Origin of the sequence: Paracoccus sp. S3-43 (assembly GCF_029027965.1) — a bacterium.
Classification (GTDB): Bacteria; Pseudomonadota; Alphaproteobacteria; order Rhodobacterales; family Rhodobacteraceae; genus Paracoccus.
This window is the reverse complement of sequence record NZ_CP119082.1, coordinates 1,433,172-1,450,111: the sequence shown is the minus strand read 5'-3', so window position 1 is coordinate 1,450,111 and position 16,940 is coordinate 1,433,172. Positions and strand designations below refer to the sequence as shown.

Below are 16,940 nucleotides of genomic sequence, written 5' to 3'. Positions count from 1 at the left end.
GGCAAGGGCGGCGGTCAGGCGGGTTTTCACACGGATCGTCACGGGAGGGACTCCTTCAGGGCCTGGGGTGTTTCGACGGGGGCGGCGTCGGCGGGTGCGGCGCCGCCGGGGAAGATCTGGCCGGCGATGACGCGCAGGGCGACGGGCTGGTCCTTGCGCAGGTCGCGGCCCTGGCGGCGCGGCATCTCGGCCTCGATCCGGCAGGCGGCGGGGTTTTCCGCCACGATCCGCAGCAGCGCGCCGGTCGAGGCGATCTCCGTCACCCGGAAGGGCGCGGCGGAATCGGGGACGGGCTGAATGTCGGCGGGGCGCAGGAACAGCGTGGCCGGGCCGTCCGGCAGCGCACGGCGGGGCAGGGCGGTCAGGTCCAGGCCCGCGGCCTGCGCGCGGCCCGCCCGGATCGTCACCGGCACCTCGACCGTCAGGCCCAGGAAGCGGGCGACGAAGGGCGTGGCGGGATGGTCATAGATCTCGTCGGGATGGCCGGTCTGTTCGATCACGCCGCCGTTCATCACCACCACGCGGTCGGCCAGTTCGAAGGCCTCCTCCTGGTCGTGGGTCACGAAGATCGTGGTGGTGCCCGCGCTGTCATGGACGCCGCGCAGCCAGCGGCGCAGGTCGCGGCGGACCTGGGCGTCCAGCGCGCCGAAGGGTTCGTCCAGCAGCAGCACGCGCGGCTCGATCGCCATGGCGCGGCCCAGGGCGACACGCTGGCGCTGACCGCCCGACAGTTCGGCGGGATAGCGGTCGGCCAGCCCGTCGATCTGAAGGAAGGCCAGCAGCCGGTCCACGGTGGCGGCGATCTGCGCCTTGCCGGGCCGGTCGGCGCGCGGCAGGACGGTCAGGCCGAAGGCGATGTTGTCGCGCACGGTCATGTGCGGAAACAGCGCGTAATGCTGGAAGACGAAGCCGATCCGGCGTTCGGCGGCGGATTTCGCCAGCCAGTCGGTTCCCTCGAAGGACAGCGTGCCCGCATCCGGCCAGTCCAGCCCGGCGATGATCCGCAAAAGCGTCGTCTTGCCCGATCCCGAGGGGCCAAGAAGGGCGATCAGCTCTCCCTTCCCGACGGTCAGGTCGATGCCGCGCAGAACCTGGGTCGCGTCGAAGCGCCGGGCAAGATGCGAGATGGCAAGCGACATGGGCGGACTTTCCTGGTTGCGCGTCACAGTTAGCAACAGCGCGCAGGCTTGCCAAGGAACGCGGCCGGGCGTTCCGGGGGCCGGTCAGAGAACGGCATTCTTCGCGGACGCCGCTGCGGAAAATCCCGGTCCAACCCGTGCCGCGACGCGCAGGCATGGTTCGCGAAAGCGGGGATGGCGGCGCGACGTTGTCCCTTTTTGCGGCGGTCGGCGTCGCCCCGATCCCGCGGTGCCCGGCCGGCCGTAGCCCGGCCTCGACCTGGCCGGAAACCACGATGCGCGGGCGGCCGGTCTTTCGCACCGGCGGCCTGCGGTTCGTCGGTCATCCGCCTGTCACTGGGACAGGCTCTGGACGGAATTCGCCGAGTTGATCGGGCCAATCAGGGCTGCCAGCCGCTTCTGCCACTGAACATAGGGCGCCTCGGTCACATAGACCGTATCCTCGTTCCGGATCAGGAAGTCGCGGGCCAGGAACAGCCCGTTCGGTCGCGTCAGGTCCAGGACATAGGCGATGCGCTGCGATCCCTGCACCGACTTGCCCAACACGCGCGCGGCGACCTGTTCCGGTTCGTCGCGCAGGATGAAGACCCCGGTGGGATCGGCCAGCTGAGAGTTCAGGCCGCCGACCATCGCCACGGCCTCGACCGCGTTGATCATTTCGTTGCCCAGGGGGACGCGGGTCTGGCCGCCAAGCGCGCCAAGGGCGGTGAAGCTGCGCTGATCCTCCTCGACCAGGATCACGTCGCCCGGGCGCAGCGCGATGTCGTTGCTGGCGTTGGAATACAGGTCGGTCAGCCAGACCTTGCCGGTGTTGTTGCCGCGCTTGACGGTGATCACCGCGATTTCAGGCTCGATGGAGACGCCGCCCGCGCGCGCCAGCATCGCCGACAGCGACCGGGTCGGCCGCTCGATCGGATAGACGCCCTGCTCGGTGACCTTGCCCATGACCGACACCGTGGCGCCGTTGCCCGCCACCCGCGTCACCGTCACCTGCGGATCGGGGGTCTGGGTCGCAAGCCGTTCGGTGATGATCTGGCGCAACTGGTCGGGCGTGCTGCCCGCCGCCTGGACCCGGCCTGCATAGGGCACGAAGATATAGCCGCCGCTGTCCACCTGGATTTCCTGCAACTCGGTGGAACTGGTCCCCAGCGAGGTCAGCAGCCCGTCATCCACGTTTTCCCAGATCGACAGGCCCAGCACGTCGCCCGCGCGGATTTCGTCGGCGCCGACCTGCCCGGCGCCCCGGAAGCTGTTCGAAAAGCCATAGGACGGGGTGAAGTTCGTGGTGCGGGCGACATGATCGTTCACATAGATCACATGGGTATTGCCGCCCTTTTCGACCGCGCCGGAATAGATCTCGGACTTGCTGGGGCCGGACCGGGGCAGGCTGCACGCCGCCAGCAGCGTCATCGCGGCAATCAGCGTCAGGCGCACGGCCAGACCCGCCGTCCGCCGGGCAGGAGAAAGCTTCACTGTCACCTCTCGAAACTCCTGTTCCTTTGCCCGGACTTGCTGTCCGGTTGTCTGCGCAATCTAGACGGTGCCGCCCGCGGGCGCCACACCTTCTTGCGCGCTCATCCAGAACTCCGCCGATCTGCCGGCAGCGATGACAGCGGCCTGCCGCCAGGGCATGATCCGGATCCTCGGGTGCCAGGATCGGATCGTGCCACCAGTGTTGATTAAGATTTGACGACACACCAGCCTTGCGCCGGCTCAGGCCATGGCCTAGGTCTTTTCGCTGAAACAAGGGGCCAGGCGCGTGTTCACAGGCATCATCACGGATATCGGCACGGTCGCATCGGTGGAAATGCGCGGCGACATGCGCGCGCGGGTCGATTGTGGCTATGACATGGCGACCGTCGACATGGGCGCCTCGATCGCCTGCGACGGGGTTTGCCTGACCGTGGTGGACAAGGGGCCGGGCTGGTTCACGGTCGATATCTCGGCCGAGACCCTGTCCAGGACCAATATCGGCGCGAATGGCTGGCAGATCGGGCGCAAGCTGAACCTGGAGCGCGCGCTTCGCGTGGGCGACGAGTTGGGCGGCCATATCGTCAGCGGCCATGTCGACGGCGTGGCCCGCGTGGCCGAGCTGCACGAAGAGGGCGACAGCCTGCGCCTGACATTCGAGGCCCCGGCCGCGCTGGCGCGCTTCATCGCGCCCAAGGGATCGGTCGCGCTGAACGGCACGTCGCTGACCGTGAACGAGGTCGCGGGCAACCGCTTCGGCGTGAACCTGATCCCGCATACCCGGCAGGTGACGACCTGGGGCGACATCGCCCTGGGCGATGCGGTCAATCTGGAGATCGACACCCTGGCCCGCTATGTCGCCCGGCTGGCCGAGGCGGCGGCCGCGCCGCTGCCCGCCGGGGCTTGACGCGGGTCGGCTTTCGCGACATTGCAGCCGGTCTCTGTGACAAGGCCCGATCCATGACCCCGACCGACGACAAGCAGACCGACAAGCGCGCCGAACGCCGGGCGAAAAGCAGCGGCGCGCGCTTCTATGCCGTTCAGGCCCTCTACCAGATGGAGGCCGCGGGCCAGTCCGCCGACCGCGTGATGCGGGAGTTCGAACTGTATCGCCTGGAGGCCGAGGACGAGGATGGGCAGTATCTGCCCGCCGACGAAGGGCTGTTTTCCCGTCTTGTCGATGCTGCCGTGACCTGGCAGTCGCGCATCGACCAGGCAACCGATCGCGGGTTGGTCGCCAAATGGCCCATCGACCGGATCGACCCGGTGCTGCGCGCCCTGTTTCGCGCCGCCGGGGCCGAGTTGGTGACGCCGCAGACCCCGCCCAAGGTGGTCATCACCGAATATGTTCGCCTGGCCGAAGCCTTCTTTCCCGAGGGCCGCGAGCCGAAATTCGTGAACGCCGTCCTGGATCACGTCGCCCGAGAGCTGCGTCCCGAGACCTTCTGACGCAGGCCGCACTTCCTGCTGCTTTTTCGTCTGGAATGCCCTATATCCTGGACCTGTCGTCCGATAAGGGGTGCGTCATGCCGATCATGGTTCGTGTCTATATCCGCAGCGTCCTGATCGGCGCTGCGCTGGCCTGTTGCTTCGTGGCCGCGCTTTTGGCCCTGGATGTGGCGCATTTGCGGCACCTTGTCCTGAACAGCAATGTGGGGTGGCTGGCCGTCGCCATGCTGGTCGCCTTCAACACCATCGTCTTTTCCGGCGTCCAGTTTGCCATCAGGGTGATGGGCCAGGCCGAATCGCCCCCTTCGTCAGGTCGCAGATCCTGGATCGGGCGCCCGCCGGCGAAAGCGGCGGTCCCGGCGCGCGTCACAACGGCGCCGCGAAAATAAACCTGCTCTGGTTCGGATGACGCGATTGGGCGCGCTATCGTGTCGATTATGCAACAACCGGACGCCAGGCCCCTTGGCGGAAATTTGCACAAATTTTAGGCGATCACGGTTTTATTTCATCTTTCATACCAAGCCCTCAGCGGATCAGACCTGGGCCGACTGCCGATTTGGTTAATTGCTCCAAGATGTTCCAGAATTGCTAAGGCGGTTCCCTTTTATCCCCTCACCACCATGTTTCGGCAGTTTTTTGCCCATTTAAGCTCTGTTCAAATCCTGTCACTTTTTCGGGACATGCGGACGTTTTTCGCGGCCCTATGAACCAGGGCAGGGGGGGATTACTTCATCTTTCGCAGAGATGCTCTGGCGTCCCACAGACGTTCAGAACAACAAAACTCAGCTCGTGAGGAAAAGATGAAAAAAGTTACGCTGCTGACCGGCTCCGCCGCTCTGATCGCCGCCCTGTCGGCTCCGGCATTCGCCCAGACCGAGATTGCGGCGGGTGCGGATGCGACCGGGATCTCGGGCATCAACGACCGGATCATTGATGTCGAGGACGCCGTCCAGGACGATTTCGACCGCGACAACGACGACGCACGCTTCGGCAACCCGGATCGTCGCGAAGGTCTGTTCGGTTCGATCGCGCTGACCTATGCCGGCAGCACCGGCAACACCGAAAGCCAGGACTTCTCGCTGGCGGGCCGTGTTTCGAACAATGCCGGTCCCTGGCAGCAGTCGGTCGGGATGCTGATCGAATTCGGTGAAGACGACCAGGGCAACAAGGACAAGGAAGAAGTGTCGACCATCTATGATGGCGCCTACTACTTCAACGACCGCTTCTATGCCTTTGTCCTCGGCCGGTTCAGCATCGATGGTCTGGCCAACGGCGAGGCCGATTACGACGGCCAGCCCGCCAGCGAGATTTCCGAGAAGCTGGGCGATTTCGCCCGCGACGGCTTCGTCGGCGTGGGTCCGGGCTATCGCGTGATCAACACCGAAGCGACCGCCTGGCGCGTTCAGGCCGGTATCGGTTATCGCTATACCCAGACGGGCGCGCAGAAGGCGGGCTTCGATCTGGACTATAACCCGGTGACCGACAGCTACGACCGTGTTGCGGTGGATGATTCTTCCGACAGCGGCATCGGCTATATCGTGTCGTCGCGTCTGTATCACCGCTTCAACGACATGGTGTTCATCACCAACGACACCGACTATCTGTCGTCGGAAGATTCGGATGACGTGATCACCAACCAGTTCGGCGTCAACTTCCAGATGTCCGACCAGTTGGCGACCCGTGTCAGCTATACCACCGAATACCAGGAAAACCGTCCGATCCGCACGGACAACACCCTGGGCGTGTCGGTCGTCTACGGCTTCTGATCGCAGCCACAGTCACGGAAAGGGCGGCCCGCAAGGCCGCCCTTTTCGCATGGAACGTCGGCATGGAAAAACCGCCGCTGCCGGGGCAGGGCGGTTGGGTCGGGTGGCGGGAACCGCAGCAACCGCGGCGGCGCGAGATTTCCCGAAAGCCTGGATTACCAGGTGGGCGCCAGGTAACGAGACCAGGGTCACGTCAGAGCCAGCCCCCTCGGAAAAGTTATAGGCCAGTGGAAAAATGGCCGCGCGCGAGAGGAGCAGAAACCCGCCATCCCGACAGATAGGCGCGGGGCGGGGCCACTTCAAGCGCCTTGAAGGATGTTGCCCCTTCGTTCTATAAGCGGGCCATGACCCATCTGGATCCCTCCCTTCCCACCATGCCCGGCCAACGTCTTGCGCGCGGCGTGGGCCGGCTGTTGCGCAGCATGGATCATGCCGTGCTGACGGAATTCACGCCCAGCCGCGGATTGCGGGTCGATGTGATCAGCATGGGGCCGAAGGGCGAATTCTGGATCGTCGAATGCAAAAGCTGCCGCGCCGATTTCACGGGCGACCGCAAATGGCAGGGTTATGTCGAATGGTGCGACCGCTATTTCTGGGCAGTCGATTGCGACTTTCCGTCCGAACTGCTGCCTTCTGACACCGGCCTGATCTGCGCCGATGCCTATGGTGCCGAGATTCAGCGCATGGCGCCCGAGACACGGCTGGCAGGCGCGCGACGCGGCAAGGTCATGCGCGATTTCGCCCGCGCATCCGCCCTGCGCCTGCAAGGCTTGACCGATCCCGACGCCTTCAACGCCGGGGGTTTTTAGGCTTCCCGCCGGTCTTGCCCATGGTTCGCGCCGCCTCTGCCGCAGCCAGAAGTTCCTCGGCGATTTCGGCGGCTTCCTCGGGATCGAAGTCCAGCGGCAGGTCGATCCCCTCGGCTTGCAGATAGATGCGCACCATGCCCTGATCGGTGGGGCCGACTTGCAGATTGGCCGCGATGTCGCTTTGGCTGTTGATGCTCATGACCGTCATCCTTCTGTGATGGGTTTCTGTAGCCTGCATGAATTTTCACGGCAAGTCAGGCTTGCAACGCGACCGAACCGGCGTTACAGAACGCATCCGTGCCGCCTTAGCTCAGCTGGTTAGAGCGCTAGATTGTGGATCTAGAGGTCCCCCGTTCGAGCCGGGGAGGCGGTACCATTCCCCCAAGTCGCAGGCCCTGAATTATTCTTCCGCCGCGCGGAACAATGCCCTTGTTACCTGTGTTTAAGCCCTGATGGTGACAATCACACCGGAGGACATTTCCATGGCTGAACACAATCCCACCGCGAACGACCTGAAGAAAGACGCCGCCGCCGCAGGGCAGCAGGCCAAGCGCGACCTGAACGAAGGCGCCCGCAAGGTCGGCGACGATATCCGCGATACCGCCGACAAGCTGTCCAGCAGCGCGGGGGTCGAGAACCTCAAGGAGCGCGGCGCCGAACTGGCGCAGAATGCCCGCGAAACCGCGCAGGATTACGTCCACCGCGCCCGCGAGGCCGGCGGCGAATATGCCGGCCGCGCCAAGGCCGAGGCCGAGCGCCTCTACGAGACCGGGCAGCAGAAGGCCTCGGAGGTCGCCCATTACGCCGAGGAGCGCTATGACGAGGTGTCCGAGATGGTCCGCCGCAATCCGGCACAGGCCTTGGGCATCGCCGCCGGTATCGGCTTCCTGGTCGGCCTGATCCTGGCCCGTCGCTGAGGTTTCCCCCATGTTCGACTATGCGCAGCGTCTTCAACTGGCTCTCAAGGACACGGCGCGTCGGTCGGTCATGAAGGCAGCGGCCGGGGTGGTCCTGGCCGTCGCCGTTGGGTTTCTGATCGCGGCGCTGTGGTCATTCCTGGCCCATAACCTGGGGTTCGGACCGGCCTTGGCGTCGCTTGCCGTGGCCGTGTTGTTCATCGTGATCGGGTTGATCCTGTTCGCGATGTCCAAGGCGATCCATCATGAAATGCCGACGACCGACGACCTTCGCAAGGAAGTCGAGGCTCGGGTCAGCCTGGCAGCCGATGCTGCGGTCGAAAAGGCCAGGGCTGAGGCCGAACGGGTCGTGGACATGGCGGGCCACAAGGTGTCGTCGCTGATGGACGAGGCCAGCCACAAGGTCACGAAGCTTGCCGACGATACCGAACGCCGGGTCTTCGGCGTGGCGCGCAACGCGGCCCAGGCGGTAGGATTTACCCAAGGCAACCTGGACACAGTGCGGTCGAAGGTCGAAGGCGCGACCGAAACGCTGGCCCGCGCGAATAACAGCAACGCGGGCAGCATGGCCAAGCTGCTGGGAGCCTTTGCGATCGGCGTCACCTTGGCGGCAAAGCTTAAGGAACGGCAGGACGACGACGATGACGATTATCAGGATGACATCCTGTAAAAACGAACGGGCCGCCCGAACAGGCGGCCCGTTCGATTTGAAAAGCCCATTGGTTCAGGCGTTTGCTTCGCGGATCTTGTCTGCGGCAGCCTTGTCATAGGACACGCCCTTCTGGTCGAACAGCTGGTCCAGTTCGCCCGACAGGGTCATTTCGGTCACGATGTCGCATCCGCCGACGAACTCTCCCTTGACATAGAGCTGCGGGATCGTCGGCCAGTCCGAGAAATCCTTGATGCCCTGCCGGATATCGTCGTCGGCCAGCACGTTCACATCGCGATACTCGACGCCCATATAGTTCAGCACGCCCGCCACACGGCTGGAAAATCCGCATTGCGGCATTTCCCTAGTGCCTTTCATGAACAAGACGACATCCGCACTGTCCACCAGTCCTTGAATCTTCTCAGTCACTTCCGTCATGTCTTTCATCCTGTTTCTGATGGTCTGGCCAAGGGGCAGGGGCCTCAGTCGGGCGCTTTGGTGGTCAATGCCAAGGCGTGAAGGGCACCCGATTTTCCCGCCATCTTGTCCTGCAAGGCCGCATAGACGGCGCGCTGTTGCTGAACGCGGTTCTGGCCTCGGAAGCTTTCGTCGATCACCTCGGCGGCGTAGTGATTGCCGTCACCCGCCAGGTCGGTGATGGTGATCTGCGCGTTGGGAAAGGCCGCGCGGATGAGGGCCTCGATGTCATGCGCTTCCATCGCCATGGGATAGTCCTTCTGCCTGTGCTTTTCTGATGTAGGGGAAGCGGAAAGCTCTCGCAAGGCCAACGCAAAACGGCCGCGACGGGCGCGGCCGTTCACTGCAAGGATGGCGGTATCAGTTCGTGGTTGCCGCGCCGACGGTTCCGCCCACGACCGCACCCGCAGGTCCGGCGATGACCGCACCGCCAAGGCCGCCGGTCGCGGCCCGTTCCGTCGCCGTATTTCCGCAGGCAGCCAGCATGAAAACGATGCCGCCGCAGAGACTTGCCGTCATTAGTCGCATCAGTTTATCCTTTCCGCGCCCCCAATTGCGCTGCTATCCGAGAAAGCGCCGGGATCTGCAAAAGTTCCGTAGGGGCAAACAAAACCGACACATTCATAACCCGAATAATCCGTATTATGGAATACATGCCTCTGCGACCATTGCCCGTCTTGCCGCCGGCGCTATCTTGCGGAAACCTTGTCCCAGTCCCACCGGAGGATTCATGGCCGTCTCACCCCCTGTATGCGATTTCGGCGCCCCCTGGCATGATTTCGAACTGCCCGGCACGGATGGCCGGACCTATCGCCTGGCCGATGTCGCCGGACCGCGCGGCACGCTGGTGATGTTCATCTGCAATCACTGTCCCTATGTCCAGTCGATCATCGACCGGATCGTGCGCGACGCACGAGAGATGCAGGCGGCGGGCGTTGGCGTCGCGGCGATTTCGGCCAATGACGTGGCAGAGTATCCGCAGGACGGACCGGACCAGATGAAGGCCGAGGCCGCGCGCCACCGTTTCACCTTTCCCTATCTCTATGACGAAACGCAGGCCGTGGCGCGGGCCTATGGGGCCGAATGCACGCCGGATTTCTTCGGCTACAACGCCGACGGAGAATTGCAGTATCGCGGCCGCTTCGATGCCTCGGGCCGGACGCCGGGACCGGTCGAGGCGCGCCGCGAGCTGCTGGAGGCGATGCTGCACATCGCGGAGACCGGGAAGGGCCCGGAAAACCAGGTTCCGTCAATGGGTTGCTCGATCAAGTGGAAAATCACATGAATGTCTGCCTTGCCCCCTGCCCGATCATTTTCGATCTTGACGGAACGCTGATCGACAGCGCCCCCGACATCCATGCCTGCGTCAACCACGTCCTTGGCCAGCATGGCACGCCGCTGCTGACGCTGGATCAGGTGCGCCGTTTCATCGGTGGCGGCGTGGATATGCTGTGGCAGAAGATCATCGCCGCGCAAGAGCTTCAGGACGCACGAAAGCCCGACTATATCGCCGCCTTCATGACCTGCTATCAGGACGCGACCCAGCTGACCCGGCTGTTCCCGAATGTGACACAGACCCTGGAAACGCTTGCAGACCGGGGGCATCCGCTGGGCATCTGCACCAACAAGCCGCTGGCCGTGACCCGGGCCATCCTGGCGCATTTCGGGATCGCGCCGCTGTTCGGCTGCGTCATCGGCGGCGATTCCGTTGCCGAACGCAAGCCGCATCCCGCGCCCCTGCGCGCCGCGCTGCAAGGGCTGGGGGCCGATCCCGCGCGGCCGAAGGCGATCTATGTGGGGGACAGCGAATTCGACGCGTCCTGCGCGGCTGCGGTTCCGGTGCCGTTCCTGATCTATACCCAGGGGTATCGCCAGACGCCTGTCGAGGAGCTGCCGCATCTGGCGTCATTCGATGATTTCGCGGACCTGCCCGCCATGGTCGAGATGCAGGCGGCGTGATCCCCCGCCCGCCGATCCGCCTTGCGCTTGACATTGCGGGCGCAGATGGGCCAATCCGGAGCAGCGTCACCGAAGGGCCTGCCATGGATCTGCGCCAGCTTACCCCGGATCTTGCGGTCTCTCCGCAGATCGACCTGCCTGACGTGGCCGTGCTGGCCCGGTCGGGCTTCAAGACCCTGATCAACAACCGCCCCGACGACGAGGATGGGGCCGTCGATCATCAGGCCATGGCCAGGGCCGCGGCGGATGCGGGGATGGAATACCACTATCTTCCCTTCCGTCCCGGACAGGTCACGCCCGACCTGATCCAGGGCTTTGCCGCCGCGCTTGAGGGATCGAAACCCGCCATCGCCTATTGCCGGTCGGGGAACCGGTCCACCGTGTTGTGGGCGCTTGCCCATGCCGGCAGGCTGTCCGAAGCCGAGGTGCTGAACACCGCGTCCCAGGCGGGCTATGACCTGTCGGGCGTGGTGCCGCTGATGCGGTCGCTGGCGGGCGCCAGCCGGTAACGCCCTTCAGGCCGGAACGTTCAGCGCCCGTTTGACATTCGCGGTCCAGCCCAGCAGGCGCAGGTCGCCTGCGACGATGGCGGGCCGCTTCATCACGCTGGGCTTGGTGCCCATCATCGCCACCGGATCCGCCGCCCGTTCCTCATCGGACATGGCCCGCCAGGTCAGGCTGGCGCGGTTGATGATCTTGTCGCCGAAATCCGCAACCAGGCGGCCGCGTTCGGCATCGGACAAGGGCTGTTTGTGGACATCGCGGAAATCGACGGTCCAGCCGTGCTGTTCCAGATCGGACTGGGCCTTCTGGCAGGTCGAACAATGCGCCAGCCCATACAGGGTCAGGGATGTCATGGCAGGCCTCGGATCAGACAAGGGGGACCAGCGGCACGCCGCAGGCCGACAGGGTCAGGACAGCCGCAAGGGCAAGAAACAGTTTCACGATCGCTCCGAGGACAGGATTCGGGCCGGGTTCTTCCCACTCTGCCGCGCGGAGGGCAAGTCACAAATCGCCCGCCGGACCATGCTTGTGCAGGCTGCGGCGCACCTGCCGCATGGCCCACCAGACCACCAGCACCGCCACCGGCGTCAGCCCCGCGATCAGATAGGCCTTGTCCACATGCAGGGCCGACGCCAGGGGATACAGCGCATAGGACAGCAGCCCGACCGCGTAATAGCTGATGGCGACAACCGACAGCCCCTCGACCGTGTGTTGCAGGCGCAGTTGCAGGTCGGCGCGGCGGTCCATCCGCTCCAGCAGCGCCTGGTTCTGGGCTGACCGTTCGACATCGACCCGCGTGCGCAACAGATCGGCGGCGCGGCGGGTCCGTTCGATCATCGCTTGCAGCCGGTCCTCGGCCGAGGCGACGGTGCGCATGGCCGGGCGATAGCGGCGGCGCATGAATTCGGTCAGCATCTGGCGGCCCAGAAACCGCGTCTCTCGCAGGGCGGAAATGCGATCCATGACGATCGCCTCATAGGCCTTGGTGGCGCCGAAACGGAAGAAATGCTGGACCGCCTGGCGCTCCAGTTCGGCCGACACTCCCAGTAATTCGTTCAGGACCGCCTCGGCCGGGCGGGCGTCATCGTGCATTCCGTCGACGATCGCAGACAGGCGCGGCTCCAGCTCGTTCAGGCGGCGCGACAGGCTGCGCGACCGGCCCAGGCCCAGCATCGACATCGCGCGATAGGTTTCCAGCTCGACCAGGCGATGCACGATCCGCCCGATCCGCCCCGGTCCCACGCCGGGGCGCACGAAGACGGCAAAGCGCATCCAGCCGTCGGGGTCGATGCGGAAATCCCCGGCAATCATCGCCGCTTCCTCTAGCACCCAGACCGCGGTCAGGCTGTCCTTGGCGAACCAGGTCTCGATCCGCGACAGCGCGTCGGTGGGGTTGTCCGGCAGGATGTCCACCTGGACCAGCACGGCGGCGACGCGGCGTCCCGGCGCATCGGCCTGCCATTCGGCGGGAAAGATCGCGCCCGCGCTTGGGTCGAAGGGGCGGATCGGCAGGCCGGGGGTCGTCGCCATATAGGTCACGAATTCCGTATGGCTTTCCCATTTCAGGTCGTGACGGCCCAGCCGTCCCTGATAATGGCTGCTCTCCGGGTCGGGCCGAGGCCCGCCATGGCGCGCGGTCAGCGCGGTCAGATGCGTCAAATCCCGGCGCCGGTCGCGATTGGCCGCGTCCCTCGGTTCCTTGAAGGCCACGAAGGCGCAGGTGGCCGGGGCTGTCAGGCGGGGCGAGGGCCGGGCGTGCAGTTCATTGACAAGATCGTATCGCAGCGGATGTTCGATGTCCGTCTTCACGCCAGTCCCCATTTCCGCTGCGGCGAAAGGGGGCGGTTTCCCGCCCCCTGCCCTGTCATTCGATCATCGGCAGCAGCTTGTTGATGCTGTCCTTGGCGTCGCCATAGAACATGCGGGTGTTTTCCTTGAAGAACAGCGGGTTCTCGATGCCGGAATAGCCGGTGCCCTGGCCGCGCTTGCTGACGAAGACCTGCTTGGCCTTCCAGACCTCGAGGACCGGCATCCCGGCGATCGGACTGTTCGGGTCGTCCTGGGCCGCCGGGTTCACGATGTCGTTCGAGCCGATGACGATCACCACATCCGTATTCGGGAAGTCGTCGTTGATCTCGTCCATCTCCAGCACGATGTCATAAGGCACCTTCGCCTCGGCCAGAAGCACGTTCATGTGGCCCGGCAGACGGCCAGCGACCGGGTGGATGGCGAAGCGCACCGTCTTGCCCGCCGCGCGCAGCTTGCGGGTCAGCTCGCTGACCGCGCCCTGGGCCTGGGCCACCGCCATGCCATAGCCCGGCACGATGACGATGCTGTCGGCGTCGTTCAGCGCGGCCGCCACGCCCTCGGCGTCGATGGCGATCTGTTCGCCGGTGATCTCGGCCGCGGGGCCGGTCTCGCCGCCGAAGCCGCCCAGGATCACGCTGACGAAGTTGCGGTTCATCGCCTTGCACATGATATAGGACAGGATCGCGCCGCTTGAGCCCACAAGCGCGCCCGTCACGATCAGCAGGTCGTTGGACAGGGTGAAGCCGATCATCGCCGCCGCCCAGCCGGAATAGCTGTTCAGCATCGACACCACCACCGGCATGTCGGCCCCGCCGATGCCCATGATCAGGTGATAGCCGATGAAGAAGGCCAGAGCCGTGATCAGGATCAGCCACAGGATCGCCGGGCCGGTGCCCGCGCAGTAAAGCACCCCCAGCAGCACCGACAGCGCCAGGGCGCCCGCGTTCAGCATGTGCCCGCCCGGCAGCTTCCTGGGCTTGCCGTCGATGCGGCCCGCCAGCTTGCCGAAGGCCACGACCGATCCGGTGAAGGTCACGGCGCCGATGAAGATGCCCAGGAAGACCTCGATCTTCAGCATGGCGATCTCGGCCGGGGTCTTGTGGGCCAGCACGGCGGCGAAGCCGTGGAAAACCTGCACGCCCCCTTCGGCCTTGGCGCGCAGCACGCGGGCCAGTTCGATCTGGGCGTTGAAGCCCACGAAGACCGCGGCGAGGCCGACCAGCGAATGCATGGCGGCGACAAGCTGCGGCATCTCGGTCATCTGGACGCGCTTGGCGATAACCCAGCCTGCGGCGCCGCCGATGGCGATCATGACCAGCGACAGCAGCCAGTTGCCCGCCCCCGGCCCGAACAGCGTGGCCAGCACGGCAAGCGCCATGCCGACGATGCCGTACCAGATCGCCCGCTTGGCGCTTTCCTGGCCCGACAGCCCGCCCAGCGACAGGATGAACAGCACGGCTGCGACCACATAGGCCGCGGTGGTGAATCCGTATTCCATGGCTGTCCCCTTACGACTTCTGGAACATGGCAAGCATCCGGCGCGTGACCAGGAAGCCGCCGAAGATGTTGACGCCCGCCATCAGCACGGCAAGCGCGCCCAGCAGCACGACCCACCACGACCCGGATCCGATCTGCATCAGCGCGCCCAGGATGATGATCGAACTGATCGCGTTGGTGATCGCCATCAACGGCGTGTGCAGCGAATGGGCGACGTTCCAGATCACCCGGAAGCCGATGAAGCAGGCCAGCACGAAGACGATGAAATGCGCCATGAAGCTGGCGGGCGCGACCGCGCCGATCAGCAGCAGGACGACGGCGCCCACGCCCAGCAGCGTGACCTGGGATTTCGTCTCGGCCTTGAAGGCGGCGACCTCGGCGGCGCGGCGTTCTTCCACCGTCAGAGCCTTCGGCTTTTCCTTGGGTTTCTGCGCGGCGATGGCGGCGATCTTCGGCGGCGGCGGCGGCCAGGTGACGTCATGGTCGCGCGTCACCGTCGCGCCCCGGATCACGTCGTCCTCCATGTCGTGCCGGATCACCCCGTCCTTTTTCGGCGTCAGGTCGGACAGGAAATGCCGGACGTTGTTGCCGTACAGCTCGGAGGCCTGGGCGCCCATGCGCGACGGAAAGTCGGTATAGCCGATGATCGTCACGCCGTTCTCGGTCACATGGCGTTCGTCGGGGATGGTCAACTCGCAGTTGCCGCCGCGCTCGGCGGCCAGGTCCACGATCACGCTGCCGGGCTTCATCGCCTCGACCATGTCGCGGGTCCACAGCTTCGGCGCGTCGCGGCCGGGGATCAGCGCGGTGGTGATCACCACGTCCATCTGCGGCGCAAGCTCTCGGAACCTGGCAAGCTGCTTCTCGCGGAACTCGGGGGACGAGGGCGCGGCATAGCCGCCGGTGGCGGCGCCGTCCTGCGCGGCTTCCTCGAAATCCAGGAACACGAACTCGGCGCCCATGGATTCGATCTGCTCGGCCACCTCGGGGCGCACGTCGAAGGCATAGACCTGCGCGCCCAGGGATACCGCCGTGCCGATGGCGGCCAGACCCGCGACCCCGGCCCCGACCACCAGCACCTTGGCCGGCGGCACTTTGCCCGCCGCCGTCACCTGCCCGGTGAAGAAGCGGCCGAAATTGTTCGCGGCCTCGATCACCGCGCGATAGCCGGCGATGTTGGCCATCGACGACAGCGCGTCCATCTTCTGCGCGCGGCTGATGCGCGGCACCATGTCCATGGCGATGGCGGTGACGCCCTGCTCCTTGGCCAGGGCCAGCAGCTCGCCGTTCTGCGCCGGATAGAAGAACGAGATCAGCGTCTGCCCCTCGCGCATCTGCCGGATCTCGGCATCCGAGGGCTGGCGCACCTTGGCCACCACGTCCACCGACCCGATCAGCTCGGCCGCGGTCGGCACCACGGTGATCCCCGCCGCGCGATAGCTGTCGTCCGAAAACCCGGCCCGCGCGCCGGCACCGCTTTCGACAAACACCTCGTGGCCCAGCTTCATCAGATGCCCGGCAGAGGAGGGCGTAATGGCGACCCGCGCCTCGCCCTCAAAACCTTCCTTCAACGCGCCAATCTTCATGGCTGTGTTGTCCCCCGCTCGTTTCATTTTCGGTCGCCCGACAGATAGCACCGTGAAAGATTCTTTCACAAGTCCGTGCAACACCTGTCCGGGACGAATGTCGTGGGGGTGGCGGCAAAAGAAAACGCCCAAGGCCGGGGCCTTGGGCGGTGATGTCAGACCGGCGTCGCGATCAGTTCGCGGGCGCGGGCGCAGGGGCGGCAGGTGCCGGCGTGGCGGGGGTGGTGGCCGCAGGGGGCGTGGCCGCCGGAGGCGTGGTGGTGGGCGCTTCCTCGACCGAAATCGCGTCGTCCACCGCTTCGCCCGCATCGCTGGCCGACTGGGCTGCGGCTTCGGCGGCGCTGTCAGCCGCGTCGCTCGCCGCGTTGGCGGCATCCTGGGCGGCGGTGCCAGCGGCATCGGCGGCGTTGCCGGCGGCCGAAGCAGCGTTGTCGGCCGCGTTCTCGGCGGCGGCGGCTGCATCTTCCGCGGCATCCTCGGTCGCGGCGGCGGCATCGTCCACCGCATTCTCGGTCGCGTCGGCGGCGCTGTCGGCAGCGGCTTCGGCATCCGCCGCGGCGGCCTCGGCATCGGCGGCGGCGTCGCTGGCCGCACCGGTCGCGGGCGCGTCGGTGGTGGTCACGGTGGTGGTGTCGCCATCGACCGCAACGGTGTCATCGCCCGTGAAGCGTTGCAGCACGAAATACGCCAAAGCCAGCGCCAGCAGGACGCCGATGATCAGCGGCAGGGGCGAGGAGCGACGTTCAACCGGTTCGACATAGGTTTCATTGCGAACCAGCGGATCGGCGGGACGGGCGGGATCGGCGGGACGCGTGGGGTCGACAGGACGCGTGGGGTCGACGGGCCGGGTGCGGTTCGGGTCGTTTGGATCATGGGTCATTGCTGGCCTCCAAATTTCTGTGTTGAGAC

General features: G+C 65.6%; 20 protein-coding genes and 1 tRNA gene. 11 read left to right on the top strand and 10 right to left on the bottom strand.

From position 1 onward, the window contains the following. Positions 1-38 precede the first annotated feature (38 nt). Positions 39-1,139 (bottom strand): sulfate/molybdate ABC transporter ATP-binding protein, encoded by a 1,101-nt coding sequence (locus PXD02_RS07490; RefSeq protein ID WP_275106194.1) that lies wholly within the window; start codon positions 1,137-1,139, stop codon positions 39-41. Positions 1,140-1,472: 333 nt separating this feature from the next. Continuing rightward, the gene (locus tag PXD02_RS07485) at positions 1,473-2,618 is read right to left on the bottom strand and encodes a polysaccharide biosynthesis/export family protein (RefSeq protein ID WP_473092062.1); all 1,146 of its coding nucleotides are present in this window, start codon (positions 2,616-2,618) and stop codon (positions 1,473-1,475) included. Between the two features lie 280 nt (positions 2,619-2,898). On the opposite strand from PXD02_RS07485, the gene PXD02_RS07480 reads away from it, so the two are divergent. The 5 genes from PXD02_RS07480 (at position 2,899) to PXD02_RS07460 (ending at position 6,633) form a co-directional block, all read left to right on the top strand. Continuing rightward, the gene (locus PXD02_RS07480; protein ID WP_275106193.1) at positions 2,899-3,516 is read left to right on the top strand and encodes a riboflavin synthase; all 618 of its coding nucleotides are present in this window, start codon (positions 2,899-2,901) and stop codon (positions 3,514-3,516) included. 53 nt (positions 3,517-3,569) lie between these two features. Then, entirely contained in the window at positions 3,570-4,058 is a 489-nt protein-coding gene (gene nusB, locus PXD02_RS07475; RefSeq protein ID WP_275106192.1) for a transcription antitermination factor NusB, read from the top strand. Between the two features lie 77 nt (positions 4,059-4,135). Then, complete coding sequence (locus PXD02_RS07470) at positions 4,136-4,447, top strand: hypothetical protein (protein WP_275106191.1); 312 nt, start codon at positions 4,136-4,138, stop codon at positions 4,445-4,447. A 411-nt stretch (positions 4,448-4,858) separates the two neighbouring features. Next, the gene (locus PXD02_RS07465) at positions 4,859-5,824 is read left to right on the top strand and encodes a DUF481 domain-containing protein (RefSeq protein ID WP_275106190.1); all 966 of its coding nucleotides are present in this window, start codon (positions 4,859-4,861) and stop codon (positions 5,822-5,824) included. Between the two features lie 344 nt (positions 5,825-6,168). After that, positions 6,169-6,633 carry an MmcB family DNA repair protein gene (locus tag PXD02_RS07460; RefSeq protein ID WP_275106189.1) on the top strand — a complete coding sequence of 155 codons (465 nt, stop codon included), beginning with the start codon at positions 6,169-6,171 and terminating at the stop codon, positions 6,631-6,633. On the opposite strand, the gene PXD02_RS07455 is transcribed toward PXD02_RS07460, so the two are convergent. Continuing rightward, complete coding sequence (locus PXD02_RS07455; protein WP_275106188.1) at positions 6,614-6,832, bottom strand: DUF6324 family protein; 219 nt, start codon at positions 6,830-6,832, stop codon at positions 6,614-6,616. The genes PXD02_RS07460 and PXD02_RS07455 overlap by 20 nt on opposite strands. Positions 6,833-6,932: 100 nt before the next feature. Here PXD02_RS07455 and PXD02_RS07450 point away from each other — a divergent pair. The 3 genes from PXD02_RS07450 to PXD02_RS07440 all read left to right on the top strand — a co-directional run bounded on the left by PXD02_RS07450 (position 6,933) and on the right by PXD02_RS07440 (position 8,220). After that, positions 6,933-7,009 (top strand) — tRNA-His (locus tag PXD02_RS07450). 106 nt (positions 7,010-7,115) lie between these two features. Then, positions 7,116-7,550, top strand: coding sequence for an ElaB/YgaM/YqjD family protein (locus PXD02_RS07445; protein ID WP_275106187.1), 435 nt, complete (start codon positions 7,116-7,118; stop codon positions 7,548-7,550). A 10-nt stretch (positions 7,551-7,560) separates the two neighbouring features. Beyond that, complete coding sequence (locus PXD02_RS07440) at positions 7,561-8,220, top strand: phage holin family protein (RefSeq protein ID WP_275106186.1); 660 nt, start codon at positions 7,561-7,563, stop codon at positions 8,218-8,220. A 54-nt stretch (positions 8,221-8,274) separates the two neighbouring features. Here the strand turns inward: PXD02_RS07440 and grxD are convergent, their stop codons facing one another. Continuing rightward, the gene (grxD, locus tag PXD02_RS07435) at positions 8,275-8,637 is read right to left on the bottom strand and encodes a Grx4 family monothiol glutaredoxin (protein WP_275106185.1); all 363 of its coding nucleotides are present in this window, start codon (positions 8,635-8,637) and stop codon (positions 8,275-8,277) included. 44 nt (positions 8,638-8,681) lie between these two features. Continuing rightward, complete coding sequence (locus PXD02_RS07430; protein ID WP_275106184.1) at positions 8,682-8,924, bottom strand: BolA family transcriptional regulator; 243 nt, start codon at positions 8,922-8,924, stop codon at positions 8,682-8,684. A 482-nt stretch (positions 8,925-9,406) separates the two neighbouring features. Here PXD02_RS07430 and PXD02_RS07425 point away from each other — a divergent pair, with 482 nt between their 5' ends. The 3 genes from PXD02_RS07425 to PXD02_RS07415 all read left to right on the top strand — a co-directional run bounded on the left by PXD02_RS07425 (position 9,407) and on the right by PXD02_RS07415 (position 11,144). Next, positions 9,407-9,961 carry a thioredoxin family protein gene (locus PXD02_RS07425; protein ID WP_275106183.1) on the top strand — a complete coding sequence of 185 codons (555 nt, stop codon included), beginning with the start codon at positions 9,407-9,409 and terminating at the stop codon, positions 9,959-9,961. After that, positions 9,958-10,635, top strand: a complete 678-nt coding sequence (gene gph, locus PXD02_RS07420) for a phosphoglycolate phosphatase (RefSeq protein WP_275106182.1) — start codon at positions 9,958-9,960, stop codon at positions 10,633-10,635. Before PXD02_RS07425 ends, gph begins: the two co-directional genes overlap by 4 nt. Before the next feature lie 83 nt (positions 10,636-10,718). After that, entirely contained in the window at positions 10,719-11,144 is a 426-nt protein-coding gene (locus tag PXD02_RS07415; RefSeq protein WP_275106181.1) for a TIGR01244 family sulfur transferase, read from the top strand. A gap of 6 nt (positions 11,145-11,150) precedes the next feature. Here the strand turns inward: PXD02_RS07415 and PXD02_RS07410 are convergent, their stop codons facing one another. The 5 genes from PXD02_RS07410 to PXD02_RS07390 all read right to left on the bottom strand — a co-directional run bounded on the left by PXD02_RS07410 (position 11,151) and on the right by PXD02_RS07390 (position 16,911). Continuing rightward, positions 11,151-11,492, bottom strand: coding sequence for an arsenate reductase family protein (locus tag PXD02_RS07410; protein ID WP_275106180.1), 342 nt, complete (start codon positions 11,490-11,492; stop codon positions 11,151-11,153). A gap of 148 nt (positions 11,493-11,640) precedes the next feature. Beyond that, positions 11,641-12,948: a DUF3422 family protein gene (locus PXD02_RS07405; RefSeq protein ID WP_275106179.1), complete on the bottom strand. Its 1,308-nt coding sequence runs from the start codon at positions 12,946-12,948 to the stop codon at positions 11,641-11,643. 55 nt (positions 12,949-13,003) lie between these two features. Further along, positions 13,004-14,446, bottom strand: coding sequence for an NAD(P)(+) transhydrogenase (Re/Si-specific) subunit beta (locus PXD02_RS07400; protein WP_275106178.1), 1,443 nt, complete (start codon positions 14,444-14,446; stop codon positions 13,004-13,006). 10 nt (positions 14,447-14,456) lie between these two features. Then, positions 14,457-16,031, bottom strand: coding sequence for a Re/Si-specific NAD(P)(+) transhydrogenase subunit alpha (locus PXD02_RS07395; RefSeq protein ID WP_275106177.1), 1,575 nt, complete (start codon positions 16,029-16,031; stop codon positions 14,457-14,459). Between the two features lie 172 nt (positions 16,032-16,203). Further along, positions 16,204-16,911 carry a hypothetical protein gene (locus PXD02_RS07390; RefSeq protein ID WP_275106176.1) on the bottom strand — a complete coding sequence of 236 codons (708 nt, stop codon included), beginning with the start codon at positions 16,909-16,911 and terminating at the stop codon, positions 16,204-16,206. Positions 16,912-16,940: the final 29 nt, after the last annotated feature.

What these genes read in the sequence shown, in the direction of transcription:
- PXD02_RS07430 (WP_275106184.1), bottom strand. Translation starts at nt 8,924, where the DNA reads ATGGCGATGGAAGCGCATGACATCGAGGCCCTCATCCGCGCGGCCTTT.
- gph (WP_275106182.1), top strand. Translation starts at nt 9,958, where the DNA reads ATGAATGTCTGCCTTGCCCCCTGCCCGATCATTTTCGATCTTGACGGA.
- PXD02_RS07425 (WP_275106183.1), top strand. Translation starts at nt 9,407, where the DNA reads ATGGCCGTCTCACCCCCTGTATGCGATTTCGGCGCCCCCTGGCATGAT.
- nusB (WP_275106192.1), top strand. Translation starts at nt 3,570, where the DNA reads ATGACCCCGACCGACGACAAGCAGACCGACAAGCGCGCCGAACGCCGG.
- PXD02_RS07455 (WP_275106188.1), bottom strand. Translation starts at nt 6,832, where the DNA reads ATGAGCATCAACAGCCAAAGCGACATCGCGGCCAATCTGCAAGTCGGC.
- PXD02_RS07445 (WP_275106187.1), top strand. Translation starts at nt 7,116, where the DNA reads ATGGCTGAACACAATCCCACCGCGAACGACCTGAAGAAAGACGCCGCC.
- grxD (WP_275106185.1), bottom strand. Translation starts at nt 8,637, where the DNA reads ATGACGGAAGTGACTGAGAAGATTCAAGGACTGGTGGACAGTGCGGAT.
- PXD02_RS07395 (WP_275106177.1), bottom strand. Translation starts at nt 16,031, where the DNA reads ATGAAGATTGGCGCGTTGAAGGAAGGTTTTGAGGGCGAGGCGCGGGTC.
- PXD02_RS07415 (WP_275106181.1), top strand. Translation starts at nt 10,719, where the DNA reads ATGGATCTGCGCCAGCTTACCCCGGATCTTGCGGTCTCTCCGCAGATC.
- PXD02_RS07470 (WP_275106191.1), top strand. Translation starts at nt 4,136, where the DNA reads ATGCCGATCATGGTTCGTGTCTATATCCGCAGCGTCCTGATCGGCGCT.
- PXD02_RS07465 (WP_275106190.1), top strand. Translation starts at nt 4,859, where the DNA reads ATGAAAAAAGTTACGCTGCTGACCGGCTCCGCCGCTCTGATCGCCGCC.
- PXD02_RS07410 (WP_275106180.1), bottom strand. Translation starts at nt 11,492, where the DNA reads ATGACATCCCTGACCCTGTATGGGCTGGCGCATTGTTCGACCTGCCAG.
- PXD02_RS07400 (WP_275106178.1), bottom strand. Translation starts at nt 14,446, where the DNA reads ATGGAATACGGATTCACCACCGCGGCCTATGTGGTCGCAGCCGTGCTG.
- PXD02_RS07390 (WP_275106176.1), bottom strand. Translation starts at nt 16,911, where the DNA reads ATGACCCATGATCCAAACGACCCGAACCGCACCCGGCCCGTCGACCCC.
- PXD02_RS07440 (WP_275106186.1), top strand. Translation starts at nt 7,561, where the DNA reads ATGTTCGACTATGCGCAGCGTCTTCAACTGGCTCTCAAGGACACGGCG.
- PXD02_RS07460 (WP_275106189.1), top strand. Translation starts at nt 6,169, where the DNA reads ATGACCCATCTGGATCCCTCCCTTCCCACCATGCCCGGCCAACGTCTT.
- PXD02_RS07490 (WP_275106194.1), bottom strand. Translation starts at nt 1,139, where the DNA reads ATGTCGCTTGCCATCTCGCATCTTGCCCGGCGCTTCGACGCGACCCAG.